This window comes from Rhodospirillum sp. A1_3_36 (assembly GCF_047263945.1).
Classification (GTDB): domain Bacteria; phylum Pseudomonadota; class Alphaproteobacteria; order Rhodospirillales; family Rhodospirillaceae; genus Rhodospirillum.
In genome coordinates, this window is the sequence record NZ_JBLAVB010000002.1 from 642,701 (window position 1) to 658,682 (window position 15,982).

At 60.8% G+C, this 15,982-nt stretch carries 16 protein-coding genes and 1 pseudogene; 8 read left to right on the plus strand and 9 right to left on the minus strand.

Annotation, left to right across the window (positions count from 1 at the left end; translation table 11 throughout):
* Positions 1-257 precede the first annotated feature (257 nt).
* The 3 genes from pheA (at position 258) to ACLIRY_RS07450 (ending at position 3,221) form a co-directional block, all read left to right on the plus strand.
* Positions 258-1,139 (plus strand): chorismate mutase, encoded by an 882-nt coding sequence (gene pheA / locus ACLIRY_RS07440; RefSeq protein ID WP_413204729.1) that lies wholly within the window; start codon positions 258-260, stop codon positions 1,137-1,139.
* 79 nt (positions 1,140-1,218) lie between these two features.
* Positions 1,219-2,331, plus strand: a complete 1,113-nt coding sequence (gene hisC / locus ACLIRY_RS07445; protein WP_413204730.1) for a histidinol-phosphate transaminase — start codon at positions 1,219-1,221, stop codon at positions 2,329-2,331.
* Positions 2,328-3,221, plus strand: a complete 894-nt coding sequence (locus ACLIRY_RS07450; RefSeq protein ID WP_413204731.1) for a prephenate/arogenate dehydrogenase family protein — start codon at positions 2,328-2,330, stop codon at positions 3,219-3,221. Before hisC ends, ACLIRY_RS07450 begins: the two co-directional genes overlap by 4 nt.
* Before the next feature lie 246 nt (positions 3,222-3,467).
* On the opposite strand, the gene ACLIRY_RS07455 is transcribed toward ACLIRY_RS07450, so the two are convergent.
* Together ACLIRY_RS07455 and ACLIRY_RS07460 are read right to left on the minus strand one after the other, a co-directional pair.
* Positions 3,468-3,665 (minus strand): hypothetical protein, encoded by a 198-nt coding sequence (locus tag ACLIRY_RS07455; RefSeq protein WP_413204732.1) that lies wholly within the window; start codon positions 3,663-3,665, stop codon positions 3,468-3,470.
* Between the two features lie 270 nt (positions 3,666-3,935).
* The gene (locus ACLIRY_RS07460) at positions 3,936-5,324 is read right to left on the minus strand and encodes a DUF2125 domain-containing protein (RefSeq protein WP_413204733.1); all 1,389 of its coding nucleotides are present in this window, start codon (positions 5,322-5,324) and stop codon (positions 3,936-3,938) included.
* Between the two features lie 144 nt (positions 5,325-5,468).
* On the opposite strand from ACLIRY_RS07460, the gene ACLIRY_RS07465 reads away from it, so the two are divergent.
* Positions 5,469-6,032, plus strand: a complete 564-nt coding sequence (locus ACLIRY_RS07465; RefSeq protein ID WP_413204734.1) for a gamma-glutamylcyclotransferase — start codon at positions 5,469-5,471, stop codon at positions 6,030-6,032.
* A gap of 92 nt (positions 6,033-6,124) precedes the next feature.
* On the opposite strand, the gene ACLIRY_RS07470 is transcribed toward ACLIRY_RS07465, so the two are convergent.
* The 5 genes from ACLIRY_RS07470 to ftsE form a co-directional block, all read right to left on the minus strand.
* A complete protein-coding gene (locus ACLIRY_RS07470; RefSeq protein WP_413204735.1) occupies positions 6,125-8,479 on the minus strand; it encodes an adenosylcobalamin-dependent ribonucleoside-diphosphate reductase in 2,355 nt (784 codons plus the stop codon).
* 99 nt (positions 8,480-8,578) lie between these two features.
* Positions 8,579-9,343: a lysophospholipid acyltransferase family protein gene (locus ACLIRY_RS07475; RefSeq protein WP_413204736.1), complete on the minus strand. Its 765-nt coding sequence runs from the start codon at positions 9,341-9,343 to the stop codon at positions 8,579-8,581.
* 45 nt (positions 9,344-9,388) lie between these two features.
* On the minus strand, positions 9,389-10,081 hold the full coding sequence (locus ACLIRY_RS07480) for a YdcF family protein (protein WP_413204737.1): 693 nt from the start codon (positions 10,079-10,081) through the stop codon (positions 9,389-9,391).
* 172 nt (positions 10,082-10,253) lie between these two features.
* On the minus strand, positions 10,254-11,153 hold the full coding sequence (locus ACLIRY_RS07485) for a cell division protein FtsX (RefSeq protein ID WP_413204738.1): 900 nt from the start codon (positions 11,151-11,153) through the stop codon (positions 10,254-10,256).
* Complete coding sequence (gene ftsE, locus ACLIRY_RS07490; RefSeq protein ID WP_413204739.1) at positions 11,150-11,878, minus strand: cell division ATP-binding protein FtsE; 729 nt, start codon at positions 11,876-11,878, stop codon at positions 11,150-11,152. Before ftsE ends, ACLIRY_RS07485 begins: the two co-directional genes overlap by 4 nt.
* A 258-nt stretch (positions 11,879-12,136) precedes the next feature.
* Here ftsE and ACLIRY_RS07495 point away from each other — a divergent pair.
* Positions 12,137-12,229: pseudogene (locus ACLIRY_RS07495) on the plus strand (zinc-ribbon domain-containing protein); the annotation flags it as partial.
* A gap of 14 nt (positions 12,230-12,243) precedes the next feature.
* On the opposite strand, the gene ACLIRY_RS07500 reads toward ACLIRY_RS07495, so the two are convergent.
* On the minus strand, positions 12,244-12,405 hold the full coding sequence (locus ACLIRY_RS07500; protein ID WP_413204794.1) for a hypothetical protein: 162 nt from the start codon (positions 12,403-12,405) through the stop codon (positions 12,244-12,246).
* A 16-nt stretch (positions 12,406-12,421) separates the two neighbouring features.
* On the opposite strand from ACLIRY_RS07500, the gene ACLIRY_RS07505 reads away from it, so the two are divergent.
* Positions 12,422-13,177 (plus strand): DUF3426 domain-containing protein, encoded by a 756-nt coding sequence (locus tag ACLIRY_RS07505; RefSeq protein WP_413204787.1) that lies wholly within the window; start codon positions 12,422-12,424, stop codon positions 13,175-13,177.
* Between the two features lie 134 nt (positions 13,178-13,311).
* On the opposite strand, the gene mutY is transcribed toward ACLIRY_RS07505, so the two are convergent.
* Positions 13,312-14,388, minus strand: a complete 1,077-nt coding sequence (gene mutY, locus ACLIRY_RS07510; RefSeq protein ID WP_413204788.1) for an A/G-specific adenine glycosylase — start codon at positions 14,386-14,388, stop codon at positions 13,312-13,314.
* Between the two features lie 89 nt (positions 14,389-14,477).
* Here mutY and ACLIRY_RS07515 point away from each other — a divergent pair, with 89 nt between their 5' ends.
* Together ACLIRY_RS07515 and ACLIRY_RS07520 are read left to right on the plus strand one after the other, a co-directional pair.
* Entirely contained in the window at positions 14,478-15,029 is a 552-nt protein-coding gene (locus ACLIRY_RS07515) for a DUF721 domain-containing protein (RefSeq protein WP_413204740.1), read from the plus strand.
* Positions 15,030-15,362: 333 nt separating this feature from the next.
* Positions 15,363-15,974, plus strand: coding sequence for a DsbA family protein (locus ACLIRY_RS07520; RefSeq protein ID WP_413204741.1), 612 nt, complete (start codon positions 15,363-15,365; stop codon positions 15,972-15,974).
* Positions 15,975-15,982 lie beyond the last annotated feature (8 nt).

Below are 15,982 nucleotides of genomic sequence, written 5' to 3' on the forward strand. Positions count from 1 at the left end.
TTGGGTGAGGAGACGGGGCCAGACTAGCTAGAAAGGGGGTCGTTTCCTGTCAACGATTTCTTTGATTCCGACGCCCTTTGGGGATAAACCTGTCACCCCTTGTTCAGAGTTCGGGATTCTTTCGACCTCTCTTAATAACCGTGCCGTGTTGCGGCTTGGAGTATTTTTGCATCAGATTGGGACCAATCTGGTTGTGAATGATGCTCTCCTGTCTCGAGAACCGGACGATCCTTGACGGGACCTTCCCTGGAGTGCCAATGACCGACAGACCTCCTTCGCTCAGCGACCTTCGGCGGGAAATCGATGGGATCGATGATGCGATCCATGACCTCATCATGCGGCGTGCCCAGATTGCAGACCGGGTTCGCAAGGCAAAGGGTGCGGAAGGGGGGGGCGCTGTGTTCCTCCGACCTGGGCGGGAAGCGGCGGTCCTGCGCCGATTGGTTGCGCGTCACGGTGGTCCCTTCCCCAGGAGGACCCTGGTTCGGCTTTGGCGGGAGATCTTTGCGGTGATCGTCTCCATGCAGGGTCGGTTCTCCGTTGCGGTTTGGGTTCCGGAATCCGGTGATGGCTATTTGGAATTGGCCCGCGATCAATATGGCTCTCACACCCCGGCCACGCTTCACCAATCCCTGGGGCAGGTGACACAAGAGGTCGTGGAGGGGCGCGCGACGGTTGGTGTCCTGCCTCTCCCCACGGCCGAGGATCCCTTGGCTTGGTGGCCTCAACTCATGTCGGAAATGGCTGGAACGCCGCGGATCGTTTCTCGTCTGCCTTTCGCCGGTAGTCGGAGCGGCAAGGAAGCCCTTTCTATCGCCTGTCTGGATCCGGAACCCAGTGGGGGCGAGGACCGGGGCCTGCTCGCCCTGGAATCCAGTGCGCACCTGAGCAGGGCCGGCTTGCTTGATGCCCTGAGAGATTCGGGCTTCGATCCTGTGGGAGTGATGGACGTCCGGCCCCAGGGGCCGGACGTCCGCCTGACTCTGGTGGAAGTTATAGGTTTCGTTCCCGCCGGAGACACCCGATTGGGCAGTCTGGGAGATGGGGGACATGGCCCCATTAGCCGGGTTGTGGTTTTGGGCTGTTACGCCCAGCCGTTCTCGTCCGAATCCATGGATGGTGCTCCGTCCGGGGGCTGACTGACCGGTCCATGTTCTCCAATGGCGCCTTTCTGCGTTTTCCTTGTCCTTGACCGACCAAGATAAAGAGTTCCGTATCATGACCGACGTGATCATTCCCCAGCCTCAACCGGGCATCATGGACATCACCCCTTACGCCGGTGGCGAGAGCAAGGTCCCGGGTGTCGATCGGGTGATTAAGCTCTCCTCCAACGAAGGCGCATTGGGGGCCAGCCCGCGTGCACGCGAAGCCATGGCCCGATCGGTTTTGGAGGCCCATCGCTATCCCGATGGCAACTCGGCGGCCTTGCGGATCGCTATTGGTGAGGCCCAGGGCCTGGATCCAGACCGGATCGTCTGTGGCGCTGGATCGGACGAGTTGATCGGTCTGCTGTGTCGGGCCTACGCCGGTCCCGGGGACACCATTGTCCAGACCGCCCACGGATTCCTGATGTACGCCATTTACGCCAAAAGCTGCGGGGTTGAGGCGATTCTCGCGCCGGAGCGGGACAAAACTGCGGATGTGGATGCCATTCTGGCGTCCGTCCAACCCAACACGCGGCTGGTCTTCCTGGCCAATCCGAATAACCCGACCGGGACCTATATCGCCCACGACGAGGTCATTCGCCTGCGGGAGGGCTTGCGGGACGACATCATCCTGGTCCTGGATGCCGCCTACGCCGAATTCGTGCTGCGCAACGACTATGACCCGGGCGCGGCCCTGGTGGATAGCCACCCCAATACGGTCATGCTCCGGACTTTTTCGAAAATCTACGGTCTGGGCGGTGTCCGGCTGGGGTGGGCCTATGGTCCGGCCCATATCATCGATGTTCTGAACCGGGTGCGCAGCCCATTCAATGTGTCAGCTCCCGCCCAGGCGGCGGGCGAGGTGGCCATTGGCGACCAGACGTTCCTTGATTTGAGCCGCAGCCACAATACCCATTGGTTGGATTGGACTCAGGCAAAGGCCCGCAGCTTGGGTCTGAGCGTGACCGATTCCGTCTGCAATTTTGCCCTGATTACCTTCGAGGCTCAGGGGAGGCGGACCGCAGCCAAGGCCGATGCCTTCCTGCGCTCCCGCGGCGTGATCGTCCGCCGGGTGGCGGGCTACAGCCTGCCCGATTCCATTCGCCTGTCCATCGGGCGAGACGACGACATGGAACTGGCCATGGGCACCCTGGCTGAATTCATGGAAACCGGGGGAGCGACATGACTTCAGGCGGCGCGCCTCTCTTCGACCGGATCGCGATCCTGGGGATCGGGTTGATCGGGTCCTCCCTGGCCCGAGCCATCAAGCGCGAAGGCTTGGCCGGAACCCTTGTGGCCGGGGATACGGGACCGGGGGTGGCTGCCCGGGCCTTGGCCCTGGGCATTGTGGATGAGGCGACCGAGGATTTGGTCACCGCAGTTGCCGACGCAGATCTGGTGGTGCTTTGTGCCCCCGTGGGGGCTGGTGGGGCCATCGCCGAAACGATTGGTCCGGCCCTGAAGCCCGGCTGTATTGTCAGCGATGTGGGGTCCATAAAGGAGCGGGTGATTGCCATGATCGCCCCTCACCTGCCCGAGGGCGTGCATCTGATTCCAGGGCATCCCGTGGCGGGAACAGAGAAAAGTGGACCGGAATCGGGCTTCGCCGAATTGTTCCAGGGGCGGTGGTGCATCCTGACCCCACCCCCGGGCGCCGATCCGGATGCCCTGGACCGGGTTGCGGAGATGTGGCGTCGGGCGGGGATGATCATTGAGGTCATGGAGGCGGCCCACCACGACCGGGTGCTGGCCATCACCTCCCACCTGCCGCATTTGATTGCCTATACCATCGTGGGAACAGCCAGTGATCTGGAAGAGCACCTGCACCGGGAAGTGATTAAGTTTTCCGCATCCGGCTTCCGGGATTTCACCCGGATCGCGGGATCCGATCCAATCATGTGGCGGGATATCTTCGTGAATAATCAGGAAGCGGTCCTGGATATCCTCCAGCGTTTCACCGAGGATCTGACCGCCTTGCAACGGGCTATCCGGCGTGGGGAGGGAGAGACGTTGGAGGCTCTGTTCACCAAGACCCGCGCCGTTCGCCAAGCCGTGATTGACGCCAAACAGGCTTGAGTTTGCCCCGTCCCCCACTGGGGCCGAAAGGTTCCAGGCCCCCATTTGGGATCAAAGGGTCCGCGACCCTTTGCGGGTCTGGGCAGAGCCCAGCAACTGCGAAGCACATTTTCCGGATTTTCGAGGAAACGGTGTATAAAAGAAAACTGGGAGTTTGGGGGCACATGCCGCCATATGGGCTTGGGTTATCACCCAAAAAAGACGAGACACTGTCATGTCCCGTGTTCGTCCTCATTCCGCTCTGATCTACAGCACCGTTGCCAAGAAAAACCGGGGCATGGCCGACTTGATAGGCCTGCGTGTGGCCAGCGGTTCGTTATTCAGATGACCTTCGATTCGCCGGGCCAGATCATGGCCCAGGATGGTGATGTCTGGATGTTCGCAATCCAAGGCCCGTAGCCGGGACGCCAGATCCTGCAGTTCCATCACGTCTTCGTGGGTCATGGTAGCGTTTTCTCCATCAGACCTGTGGTCACTATCGAGGCCGAGTGCGACCATAATACCGTGCGGCGGGGGTTCAAACCCACGCCGCTTTTCTCGCGTTCACATGCCACCCAGGCTTTACTGCACCAGAAAGCGCAGCGGCCACTTGGCCGCTTCCAATGTGCGGTGCGTCAACCTCGCCGCACTTTGGTATAAGGGATTCTGACGGTGCGGAATTTTAAAATTCCGTGACTTTTCAACGTTCTGTCTGCGGTATCAGGTTGCCCTGTTTTATTTCTGAACGGGATTTGAGTCGCGGCCAATGGGGGCCAGGATATCGGGCAGCGGGCGGGTCTCCACCTGACCATCGCGGACGACTTGTCCATCACGGTTGATTTCGAAACCCGGTGCGATCCGGTTGAGGGACCGGGCACCCTTGCCTCCCCAGTAGATTGTTGGAAGGTCGACCAGTTTCGCCGGGCCGACGGAGATTGACCGGCGCCGAATGGTGATTGGAGTGCTGATCCCGCTGTCCTTGGCCATGCCCGAGATCACCATGCGGGCCATATCGGCTTCTGCGGGATTTGCCCATCCCTGGCGTCCCATACCGTCAATCATGGTCAAAAGGCCTTGGGTTCGGAGCGTAAAATTGCCCGCAGGTTGGAGTTCGTCGTCCAGGCCCAGGGTCCCGCTTCCCCGAGCCGTCAGGGGGGGCCAGGCCAGGGACAGGGTGTCGACGGAGATATAGCCCCCCTCCTCCCGCCATGTCTTCAGGGCTTCGTGGAGGGGACCCCCGGGGATGTTTTTGTAGACATTCATATCGAGGGTCAGGGAGGACAGGTCCTTGCTCAACCCAGGGCTATAGGCCGAAGGCACCGTGATCCCCGATCCCCGAAGTTGCATGCTCCAGGAGATCTCGCCATATTTTTTCTCATCCGGGTCGCCATAGAGGGCCCTGTCCTTGGTCTTTACGTTCAGGGAGCTGATGGCGCCTGCCCCACCGGGCAGACCAGCCAAAGTAACCCCCGTCAAGTGCAGGTCCGTTTCGGAGATATTGCCGGTGGAATCCACGTCGATGTATCCCCCCATGGCGCGACCGGAAATCGTTACGGGCAGAAGGCGTCCCTCCGGTCCCAAGGGCAGGTTCAGGTCATGGCGGCCCCGGGCGTTCAGAACGAATGCACTGGGATTGAAAGGATTGATGCGGGCCGAAAGTCGGGTGGTGGACCAGGACCAGGCATTAAAATCCGGAGGCGCCGTGATCGAGGGAGAGGGGATGGTGACGGTCACTGCCAAGGGGAAGCCCCCCACGTCGATCGGGCCATGGGAGATCGTATAGCCTTCCATCCGTCGGTCGGCGACCCATTGGGTGAGGCCTAGGGTGGCCACCTTGGCGGCATAGAACCAGAACCCGATATAGACGCAAACAAAGCCCAACATCAGCATGGGACCCCACACATAGACGCGGGTCAGAAGAGGTTTTTTCTTAGGCTTGCGGGGGCTCTTTTTTTTGTGGGCATTGGGGGAGTGGAAGCGGGGATCCCGACCAGAGATGGGCCGTCCTAAGGGATCGTCGGTCGCGGCTTTGGTGTATTTCCCCTTGGCGCTCGTTTTGCTCTTTTTCGCAACGCCGCGCGCACCTGTGCGGGCATTCGCCCCTGGCTTATCCTTTCCTCCCATGGCCACTTCGTGTTCTCCTTAGCGCCGTCGCTAGAATGAAATGGGATCAGCTTGAAACAAGATGGCCCCATTTCACTCTAATGATAGTGAGTTTAGAGTGATCTCAGAGCACTCTAGTCCTTTTAAACCGTACCACGGGATGTCATGGAAAAAGACCAGCAATCGGAAACTGATCAAGAATTTTGGGTATTTGGATATGGTTCCCTGATGTGGAGACCGGGATTTCCCCATGAGGAAACCCAACCGGCCCTGCTTCGAGGATACCATAGGTCCATGTGCATTCTCTCTATCCGCTACCGGGGGACGCCCGAAAAGCCGGGGTTGGTTCTCGGTCTGGAAGAAGGCGGAGAGTGCATGGGGCGGGCTTATCGGGTGGCGCCGGAACACATCGCGGACGCGGTGCGCTATTTACAAGACAGAGAACTGGTGACCGGAGTTTATCTGGAACGGACCCTGCCGGTTACTTTGGAAGATGGCCGAGTGGTGGATACCTACGGCTTCATTGCCGATAAGGACCACGTTCAGTACAGGGGGGCGCTGACAGATCGCGAGGCCGCCGAAATCATTTTGGCGGGTCACGGTCAGGAGGGGCCAGCCCGGGATTACTTGGCCAATACGGTGGGGCACCTGGAAGCCCTCGGTATCCATGACGTCGATCTCGTCCGATTGCTGGCCATCGTGGACGAAGCGGCGCAGGCGTCGCGATAGGGGGGGCCATCTATCAAAATCCTCCCAGCGGTTCGACTCTTTTCATTCGAACCGCTGGCTCGCCGTGGAGGGTGTCGGCGGCTTTCCTGTCCTTACGAACAGGTAGAATGGCCACATCCGATGCACTTGGAGCAGCCTTCCTGATGGAACAAGGTCGGCTGGCTGCATTTGGGGCAGATCGCTCCCACCATGGTTGATCGCCCAGACTCCCGCTTCTGCTCTTTCGGTTCGGGTGGCATGGCGTCCTCCTCCATCGGAGAGACCCGCTCCAAGGGGGGATCCATAAGCCCCAAATCTGCCAGATGGCGCCGCATGACCGAGGCCACGAGGGCGACGATGCCATTGACGTATTGGCCTTTGATCCAGGCACCCTGGGCACCGCGCACCTGTTCCAGATCCTCCACCAGGAAGGCCGGGTTCTCCGTGCGCCGCATGACCGCAGACAGGGTCATGGTCAGAGCCGAGAGCAATTCGGCGTGTTCGGCGGAGCGCGAAGCGATGAAGAGTTCGAAGGGACGGCGATGGCCATCCGGTTCCACCAGGTCGTTGATGGTCACGTAAAAATTCTCGTCCGACAGGGGCCAGCTCAGTTTGTAGGTTCGTCCCTCCAGGCATTCTGGACGCCTTGGGGGTGGGGGGCTCTTGTGGGGCGGGGCTGGCGTGGTGCTGGGGGCCTTGGTTTCCGAGTCTAGGGAGAGAACCGATCCCCTGATACCCGAGGGGCGGTAGGTTGTGCAGCCCTTACAGCCCATGTCATAGGCCATGCGGTAGACTTCCTTGAAGGCGTCGAAGGTCATGTCTGGCGGGCAATTGATGGTCTTGCTGATGGAAGCATCCACATGGGTCTGGCAGGCCGCCTGCATGCGCAAATGGTCCTCCACGGTGAGATCAAGGGCGGAGACCATGGCGTCGGGCAGGTTGTCCAGGGACGCCGTGGATGGATCCAGACCCTCGGCCCTGCACCAGGCCTCGAATCCCGCATCCAGCACGGGAAATTCGTCATGCCCCCCGTCGGGGCGCAGAACCTTGCGGAAATAGCGCCAGCCGAAGGTGGGCTCCAGGCCGCTGGAGACATTGTCAAAATAAATGGCCGTGGTGCCGGTCGGAGCGACGGTCATCAACACACCATTGCGCAACCCTTGGGTACTGATGCCCTGGCGGATATCCTCTGGCAATCCGGCAATGAACGGGCGGGCCAGAAGCTTTTCCCGATCGCAGAGGGGGAAGGCTCCCCGCTCTTTGGCCAGGGCGACAGAGGCCCGGTAGGCGGCGTCGCGCAGGGTTTCCATGATCCGCTCGGTTTGCACCACAGCACTCTCGGATCCATAGCGTAGACCCAGCATCTGCAGGGCAGTGCCAAGCCCCATGATCCCCAGGCCGAGACGGCGCTTGGCTTGGGCTTCTTCCGCCTGTTCGGGGACGGGAAAGTTGGAGACGTCCAGCACGTTATCGAGGAAGCGGACGCCGATGGCTGTCACCTCGGCCAGGCGGTTCAGATCCAGGCGGGCTTGGCTGGTGAAGGGGTCCAGAACCAGGGCAGCCAGGTTGACGCAGCCCAGGTTGCAGGCGCCGTCCGGGGGCAGGGGTTGTTCCCCACAGGGGTTGGTGCAGGAAATGGTCTCGCAGTAAGCGAGGTTATTTTGGTTGTTCACCCGGTCGATGAAGATCACCCCCGGTTCGGCGTGGTCATAAGTGGTTCGGATGATTCGGTCCCAGAGCTCTTGGGCGGGCAGGCGATCATAGACGTACCAAGGGGCGCCGTTCCGCTCCTTGACCTCGACGATTCGGCTCCGGTCCGCAGGGGGGATGGGGAAGCCCAGGTCCCAGGGGGCGCCGCCTTCTACGGCGGCCATGAACGCATCGGTGACCAGGACTGAAACATTGAAGTTGGTCAGGCGGCCGGCCTCGGTCTTGGCGGAGATGAAGGCAGGGAGGTCCGGGTGGTCGCAGGCCAGGGTCCCCATCATGGCCCCCCGGCGGGCGCCACCGCTCATGATCGTGCCACACAGGGCGTGCCAGATTTCCATAAAGGACAGGGGGCCGGAGGAAATGGACCCCGTGCGCTTCACTTCCGCTCCCTTGGGGCGCAGGGTGGAGAAATCCGTACCGATGCCGCCGCCCTGCTGCATGGTCATTGCCGCCCGGGACAGGGCCGCCATGATGCCCTCCATGCTGTCGGGCAGGGTCATGTTGACGAAGCAGTTGATCAGGGTCACCCGCTTTTCTGTGCCGGCCCCGGCGTGGATGCGTCCGCCCGGGCACCATTCCCGGGCGGTCATGGCGGCCAGCGCCAGGGGCTCGTGGGTGGCCCTGGCGGGATCCTTGGCATAAACCCCGGCGCAAACCCGGGCGAAGCTGTCCTCTGGCTTATGTTCGCTGGAAGTGCCATCGGCACCGACGAGCCGGTATTTCTCGCGCCAGATGGTTTCGACGATGGGTTGGGGCATGGGGGCGTCCTAGTTCGATGAAGCGGATTTAGAGCATCGATGGGCACCGGTTTTCCGGTCCCCTCGATACTTAACGTGTTGAATCTAAATCAAACCGGCCTAAATCGATTCCGATTTGGGCCGGTTTGATCTATCCTGCGCGGAAGCCTCTGGCGCTGGTAGTCCGGCCAAGGCGCGACTGGCGGTTTCGATCCGGGATTGCAATTCGACCATGAAGGCCTTGCGGTTCAGGTTCGGCGGCATGGGGGGGAGGAACTCCACCACCACCGTTCCAGGTTTCTTGACGAAACCTTTCCGGGGCCAGAACAGACCGGAGTTGAGGGCCACGGGTACCACCGGTGCCTGGAGCTGGGTATAGAGGGCGGAGACCCCAGGATGATAGGGAAGCTGGTCATCTGGTGCGACGCGGGTTCCTTCGGGGAAGATAATCACTTGGGAGCCTCGGTCCAGGGCGACGCGCACTTCTTTCACCATGGATTTCAGGGCTGTGCCTCCTGCGGACCTGTCCACAAAGACCTGTCCGGAAGAACGCAGATACCACCCGACGACAGGGATTCGCCCCAGTTCATGTTTCAACACATAGACTGCATCCTCCACCACCGTGTGGAACAGGAAGGTTTCGAAGGCGCTTTGGTGTTTGGCCGCGATGACGCAGCCCCCTTTGGGCAGGTTCTCCAATCCTCGCACCTCCGCACGCAGCCCCAGGAAAACCCGGGCACCCCATAGCATACCCTCTAGCCAGACGCGGGCCAGGGCTTGGGAGTGCTTCCGGTCCATCGCCAGGATGGGCAAAAAGGGCAGGCCCAGGGTCCCGGTCCAGCAAAACTGGAAGAGAGTGAACAGGGCGGCACGAAGTGTGGCCATGGGGTGAGGATCTCCTCTTCGTTGTCTTTTTAACCGGTCTTGTTTTTACGAACTGTTTTGTTCGGAATTGATGCCAGGGAGATGCTTCGAAAGACGAATAACCTTTGCTCGGAGCCAAGCTACCAGGAATTTGGTGTATTCCTCGGCCATGAGAAGGGCCGTTCCCCGCCATTTCCACCATTCAGTTTGTTTTACCGTCTTGGGGAACACAGGGTTGGGGATGATCTGGATCTCTGGCATGGCTGCGTGGAGCTCCAGCAAGGCTCGGGGCATGTGATAAGCGGCGGTGACCAAGCGTAGGCTCTTGAATCCCATGGTTTTCATCCAGTCTGCGGTTTCCCGCGCATTGCCCACGGTGTCGAGCGCCGCATGACCTAAAGTCACTCGGTCGATCAGGTGGTCGGGGACATCCAGGGCGGTTTCCCGCAGGTCATCCAAGGTCACCTCTCCACCGACACCGGACAGAAAAAGCTGTTGGGCCAAGCCCCGTTCCAAAAGGGCCAAGCCCACTTCGAGGCGTTCTGAGCCGCCGGTCAAGACCACAATAGCGTCGGTCTGTGTGGTTTTGTCCTGCAGGGTTTGGGGCATGGCGGAGGTATAGGCGCCCAACCCCACCAGCCAAGCGGTGAGGAGCAGCGTCCCGGTCAAGAGGACCAGTTTCGCCAGGGGGATCATCACCGCCGTCCCTTCCCGCCATTCGTATCGTGCTTCATGTCGCCCATGGTTCGCCAGTCTCATTCACCCATTACGATCCTATCCCGCTTCAGGGATCACATATCATAATGGTGATCAATTCCAAGATGTTGGTTTGGAAGAGGCTTGGCGAGGTGATGCGGCTGCAATGCCGTTCCTTCCTCCTCCCAAAGATTTCTCCAGTTTGTTCCTCTCAGCTTTCACGTCTTCGTCTGTGCTAAAGCATGCGCGCCAGGGCGCGTAAAACGGTCACACGGGTGGTGATCATTGCCACGGCGCTGGCGGCCATCGGCAGGCAGAGAAGAAGAAGCCAATGGGCTGTGGTCAGGGTGATTTTCGGTACGAATCCCCCCTCAATGTCCGCTGAAAGCCAACCAACAAGAATGATCGCGGGGAGGGCCAACAAAAGGCCCAGGATACCCCCGGCCAACCCCAGCAGCATGGCCCGGGTGGCGAATTGCCGGGCGATGTAGTCATCCTGGGCGCCAATCAAGTGTAGGACCTCGATCGCGGGTCGGTGAGTCGCCAAGCCCGATCGGGTGGCTTGCACCACCGCCACGGCAGTGGCCAAGGTGACCAGAAGGACGACGACCCGGGCCAGGGATCCCAATCCTTGGGCCAAACCGACCAGCTTGGAGAGCCAAAGCTGGTGGTCGTCCAGGGTGGTTCCGGGCACGGCGTCGCCCAGGCGGGTGGCCAAGCTATGCAGGTCAATGGGGACACCGTCGCGTAGGGAGACGTCGATCAGCCGGGGCATGGGAAGGTCTGCCACCAAGTCGGCGGAGCCGAGCCAGGGTTCCATCAGGGTCTTCAGCCGGGCAATGGGAATAGCCTGGGCGCTGGCGACGGCGGGTTCTGCCCGCAAAAGGCCAAGGGCCTGTTCCAGGCGGGCATTGGTTCGTTTTTCGCTGTCTTCCGGAGTCCCTTCGGCAGGCATGATTTGGATGGTTAATGTCCCTGTCACATCCCTGTTCCAGCGATCAACCACGTTTTCAACGGCGAGTGCGCCAGCCATTGCGAGGGAGGCCAGGAAAACCATGACGGCCACCATGATGGGTAGGAAACGACCGTTTCCATCCTCGGCTACGGGCAAATCGACATGGGGTAGCCAGCTCATGCGTCGCCTTTTTCTGGGGAGCCCAAGGTCCCTGCCGTGTTCAAGGTAGAGCCGGGAAGGGAGGGGCGTGACGGTGTCTGAGGGGCGTCGAGGACCTGAATTGCGCCGTCCTCCAGGTGCAGGCGAGGCATTCGGAAACGTTGGATCAACGATTCGCTATGGGTGGCGATCAGGATGGTCGTGCCCAGCTTGTTGAGTTCGATGAACAGGTGAAGCAGGCGGGTGGCTATGCGGTCATCCACGTTGCCCGTGGGTTCGTCCGCCAACAGCAGGTCTGGTCGGCTGATGACGGCCCGGGCGATGGCCACCCTTTGTTTTTGGCCACCGGACAGGGTGGGGGGCTTGGCATGCATCTGTTCCTTCAGGCCAACCCAAGACAGCAGCTCCGGAACATGGCGGCGGATTTCTTCCTCTGTCACTCCGGCGACTCGCAAGGGCAAGGCCACGTTATCCAGGGTCGTCAGGTGGTCGAGCAACCGGAAGTCCTGGAAAACGACGCCGATTCGTCGGCGCAGGGCTGGTAATTGTCGACGGTGAATGGTCGTGACTTCCTTGCCGAACAGGGTGATAGACCCCCGGGTCGGCCGCTGTGCCAGGTAAAGGAGGCTCAGCAGGGAGGATTTGCCCGCGCCTGAGGCTCCGGTCAGGAAGTGGAAGGATCCTGCGGCCAATTCGAAATGAATGCCTGTGAAGATCTCTGGTCCGGTGCCATAGCGTAGGCCCACCGCGTCGAAACGGGCTGCAACGGCATCTTCGCGGTGATCACGCTGCTTGCGGAAAATAATCCAGCCTCCTCATCGATCACCTGCTCCTTGCATTGATGCCTAGAAGGCCCCAGTTTTGGCCCACCTTGGCCCCCACGTCGAGGGGGCTGGTGATGAAAAACCAAAATTAACCTTTTGTCGCTTATTCTTATGGTCGCTTGTCACCGTGGCGGGCTAGACCGTATAACAAAGGATAGCACTCCGGCGGATCCGATAACCATGATCATTGAATGCCCGCGATGTTCGGCCAAGTTCAACTTGCCAGATGGCGCCCTTGGAACCAAGGGGCGCAAGTTGAAGTGCGCCAAATGCGGACACACTTGGCATCAGGCCTCTCCTGACGCCCCCCGCGAGGCGGCGGCACCATCCCCCCGCGCTGCGGCGGCTTCCTCCCGAGCGGCGGCTTCGACACCGAAGGCCGCCCGGGCTGAGAGGCCCCCACCCCCAGAAACCCCTCCCCCTCCCCGGGCGGCCAGGGCGAAGCCCATTGACCTTCCCCTGGAAATGGATCCGGATGGAACGCCACCCAAGCCGCGTCCGTCAAAGCAGGACGTGGACTCGGAGTTGGAGGATCTGGATAACATCCTCGGGAAAATGAAGGGTGGCGGTGTCGTCCTTGACGAAAAACCGTTGCCGGACGAGGCCGACAGTTTCGAGGACGACGACGACGAGTTGCGCGATTTCCTCCGGTCCCGGGGGATGGGTGGAGACGATAACGACGACGATGACGATTCCCTAGACGAATTTGATGATCTGATGGGGGGGGATGCCGATCCCATTCCCCGGGTTTTCACCGGCCCCCGGCCCCGTCGCCAAAAACGGGGTGGCGGAGTGCTCAAGGGCATTATCATCGTGCAGTTGGTGGTGTTGATCCTGGGAGCCGGTGCCTATTTCGGTCGGAATTATATCGTTACCTATCTGCCTGTTGCGGCGCCGTTATACGACAGCTTGAACATTGAAGTGGAGGGGATCCGAAGTGATTTGACCTTCCAGAACGTGGTCAGCTCGATAGAGGCAAAAGGGGATGACCGTGTTCTGATTGTCCGGGGGCTTTTGACCAATGACACGAAAGAGACGCGGGAAGTTCCCAATATTCGATTGGTGGTGGTCGATAAAAATGACAGGGAGTTGAGCCAAGTGGTTCAACCGCCGCCCCAGACGGTGCTGGCACCGGGCGACAAAGTGCCTTTTGAGGTGCGGATGGAGAATCCCTCTCAGCTCGGGCAGAGCTTCCACGTGGACTTTTCTCCAAGAGAGTAGGGGGTCAACGGAGGCCGACTTGGTCGTTGGCTCGCAGCCAGCCTCTTAAGGGCTAGATCGAGAAAGGAAAGCGCGGAACCGGGGGAAACCAGTTTCGCGCTTTTTTCACCTCTATATCCTCATAAATAATAAGGTTACATCATTTTCGAACGGAGCGCCAATTTGATAATCTTGCGCATGACTGTGGGCAAAGCGTGAGCATGGAAGTCCGCCGGTTTGACCCAGAGTCCCCGGGCTTGATCCCTTGTGGAAACCCTGGCCCGCGCGACGGAAAGCTCCAGATGAAAGTGGGTGAAGGTATGGCGAATCCCCTCGCTCAAAGGGGTCCAATTCGCGGTTAGGGGGGCTTCGGCCCGGGCTTCTTCCAGGGTCCAGGGATCCTCCCGCCAGGGGGTGGAGGGGACTTCCATCATGCCGCCCAAAAGCCCCGACTCCGGTCGACGGCGAAGCAGAATGGCCCCATCGGGACGTTCCACCCAAAAGGCGATTCCCAGGCGGGTCGGTTTTTCCTTCTTGGGGGCTTTGGCGGGAAGGGACTCTGCGATTCCCTGGCGTCGGCCCCTGCAGGGGTCGCGCCAGGGGCACAATCCGCAGGCCGGGGAGCGGGGGGTGCAGAGGGAGGCTCCCAAATCCATCAGGGCTTGGGCATGGTCGCCAAAGGAGTGCGTTGGGGTCATGGTTTCGGCCCTGGCACGCAGGGTCTTTTTGACCCCTGGCAAGGGATCGGTTTCGGCAAACAGGCGGGCCATGACCCGTTCGATATTGCCATCCATCACCACCGCCCGCTTGCCAAAGGCAATGGCCACGATGGCGGCGGCGGTATAGGCACCCACGCCGGGCAGCTCCAGCAGTTCCGCTTCGGTTTCCGGGAAGCGTCCCTCCCGCCATTGCGCTATGGTTTGGGCGCAGGCATGGAGGTTCCGCGCCCGGGCATAATACCCGAGGCCGGCCCAAGCGGTCAGAACATCATCCAGGGGGGCCTGGGCCAAGTCGACCACCGTTGGCCAGCGGGCCAGAAACCCCTCGAAATAGGGAATCACGGCCCGCACGGTGGTTTGTTGCAGCATGATCTCCGAAAGCCAGACCTTGTAGGGGTCGTTCAACTGGCCCATGGGCGCCCGCCAAGGGAGGGTCCGGCCGTCTCGGGCATACCACTCCAGCAAGCGGGCGGACAGGTGGGCGGGGTCGATGGACGGTAGGGAATCGGTCATGGACGAATCGCCGGGGTTTTGGGGGTTGGCCCGAAGGCGGGAGGCGGTCATATCATCTAGTGCACGAATATCCAGGAATCGGGAAGAGCATGGAAAAAAAACCCCCAGGAGGAGAGACGGCTGCGAAAGGAACCATAGCGCCAGCGCCGCCACGCCGGAGCCGCAAGACCCAAGCCCTGTCGGCGGTGACCTTCAAGGCGGCTTTGCCGGTCCTGTCCCGCCGGGGATTGGCCGAGGAATCCCTGCTGTCCAATTGGGCGGCGATCGTCGGCCCCATGCTCGCTTCCCGCTCCCATCCCCAGAGGCTTCAGCGGCCGCGCAAGGGCAATGCGCCGGATGGCGGGGGCGGCTGCGTGCTCCATCTGAAAGTGGAGGGTGGGGCGGTTGCCATGGAGATCCAACACCGTATGCCGCAGATCATCGAGCGCGTGAACGGATACCTGGGCTGGCCTGCCGTTGGCCGGATCACCCTGCACCAAGGGCGACTCCACCGACCGAATCGGCGCAAGTTTAAGGACCCTCCCCCCCTCTCCTCCGAACGGCGGAGCGCTCTGGAGGCTGAACTGGCCGAGGTCGACGACCCGGATTTGCGGGCTGCTTTGGCCCGGCTGGGCGAGGCTGTCGGGCGATTGCGCGGATAGAGCATCGGGCGGAAAAGTGGGGACCGGTTTTCCGACCCACCCGATGCTTTCTTTGGCTGGATCGGGCGGAAAAGTGGGGACCGGTTTTCCGATCCACCCGATGCTTGTCTTTGGCTTGATCGGGCGGAAAAGTGGGGACCGGTTTTCCGATCCACCCGATGCTTGTCTTTGGCCGCATGGACCCGAATGCCTTTTTTTCGCTCCAATTCCTTGAAAAACAGGGCGAAGAGTGCTCTTCCCACGCTTGCCGCCGGGGTGAGGGCATTTATAGTGTTGCGGCACCGTGTCCCGGACTGCCCCCATGGCGGTTCCCGACCCCGAAGGAGAAAGAGTGTGTTCCCGACCATTCGCCGCTTTGCGTTCGCCCTGGCCGTTTTCACCCTTGGAGGTGTCGGCGCCGCTGTCGCTGCCCAGGACGCGCCGGTCTATTCGGAACGGTCCATTGGGTCCCCCGATGCGCCCGTGACCATTGTTGAATATTCCTCGCTGCTTTGCCCCCACTGCGCGGATTTCCATAAGGAAACCCTGCCTGAGTTGAAGAAGGAATACATCGACACCGGTAAGGTTCGGCTGGTCTTCAAGGACCACACCCTGGGACAGCCCCTGGCCCTGGGTGCCGAGATGATTGCCCGCTGCGCCCCGCAGGAGCAGTATTTTCCCCTGATCAACACCCTGTTCGAGAACCAGATGACTTGGGCACGGGCCAAGGATCCGCTTGCGGCGATTCAGGGCTATACAGCTCTGGTGGGCATGTCCAAAGAGGATGTGCAGGCCTGTCTGGAAAGCGAATCGATCTTCAACGGGATCCGCGAGGGTGAGGCTCAGGCTGAAGCCTTGGGTGTCAACTCCACCCCCAGTTTTGTCATCAATGGCAAGCCGGTGATTGTGGGCAGTCAGTCTATCGAGGCTTTCCGCAAGGTCATTGATCCGCTGCTCGGCCAGTAAGGGAAGAC

Coding starts and splice junctions, on each gene's coding strand:
- pheA (WP_413204729.1), top strand. CDS start 258: ATGACCGACAGACCTCCTTCGCTCAGCGACCTTCGGCGGGAAATCGAT.
- ACLIRY_RS07475 (WP_413204736.1), bottom strand. CDS start 9,343: ATGGCCACACTTCGTGCCGCCCTGTTCACTCTCTTCCAGTTTTGCTGG.
- mutY (WP_413204788.1), bottom strand. CDS start 14,388: ATGACCGATTCCCTACCGTCCATCGACCCCGCCCACCTGTCCGCCCGC.
- ACLIRY_RS07515 (WP_413204740.1), top strand. CDS start 14,478: ATGGAAAAAAAACCCCCAGGAGGAGAGACGGCTGCGAAAGGAACCATA.
- ACLIRY_RS07450 (WP_413204731.1), top strand. CDS start 2,328: ATGACTTCAGGCGGCGCGCCTCTCTTCGACCGGATCGCGATCCTGGGG.
- ACLIRY_RS07505 (WP_413204787.1), top strand. CDS start 12,422: ATGGATCCGGATGGAACGCCACCCAAGCCGCGTCCGTCAAAGCAGGAC.
- ACLIRY_RS07460 (WP_413204733.1), bottom strand. CDS start 5,324: ATGGGAGGAAAGGATAAGCCAGGGGCGAATGCCCGCACAGGTGCGCGC.
- ACLIRY_RS07480 (WP_413204737.1), bottom strand. CDS start 10,081: ATGAGACTGGCGAACCATGGGCGACATGAAGCACGATACGAATGGCGG.
- ACLIRY_RS07470 (WP_413204735.1), bottom strand. CDS start 8,479: ATGCCCCAACCCATCGTCGAAACCATCTGGCGCGAGAAATACCGGCTC.
- ACLIRY_RS07465 (WP_413204734.1), top strand. CDS start 5,469: ATGGAAAAAGACCAGCAATCGGAAACTGATCAAGAATTTTGGGTATTT.
- ACLIRY_RS07485 (WP_413204738.1), bottom strand. CDS start 11,153: ATGAGCTGGCTACCCCATGTCGATTTGCCCGTAGCCGAGGATGGAAAC.
- ACLIRY_RS07455 (WP_413204732.1), bottom strand. CDS start 3,665: ATGACCCACGAAGACGTGATGGAACTGCAGGATCTGGCGTCCCGGCTA.
- ACLIRY_RS07500 (WP_413204794.1), bottom strand. CDS start 12,405: ATGGGCTTCGCCCTGGCCGCCCGGGGAGGGGGAGGGGTTTCTGGGGGT.
- hisC (WP_413204730.1), top strand. CDS start 1,219: ATGACCGACGTGATCATTCCCCAGCCTCAACCGGGCATCATGGACATC.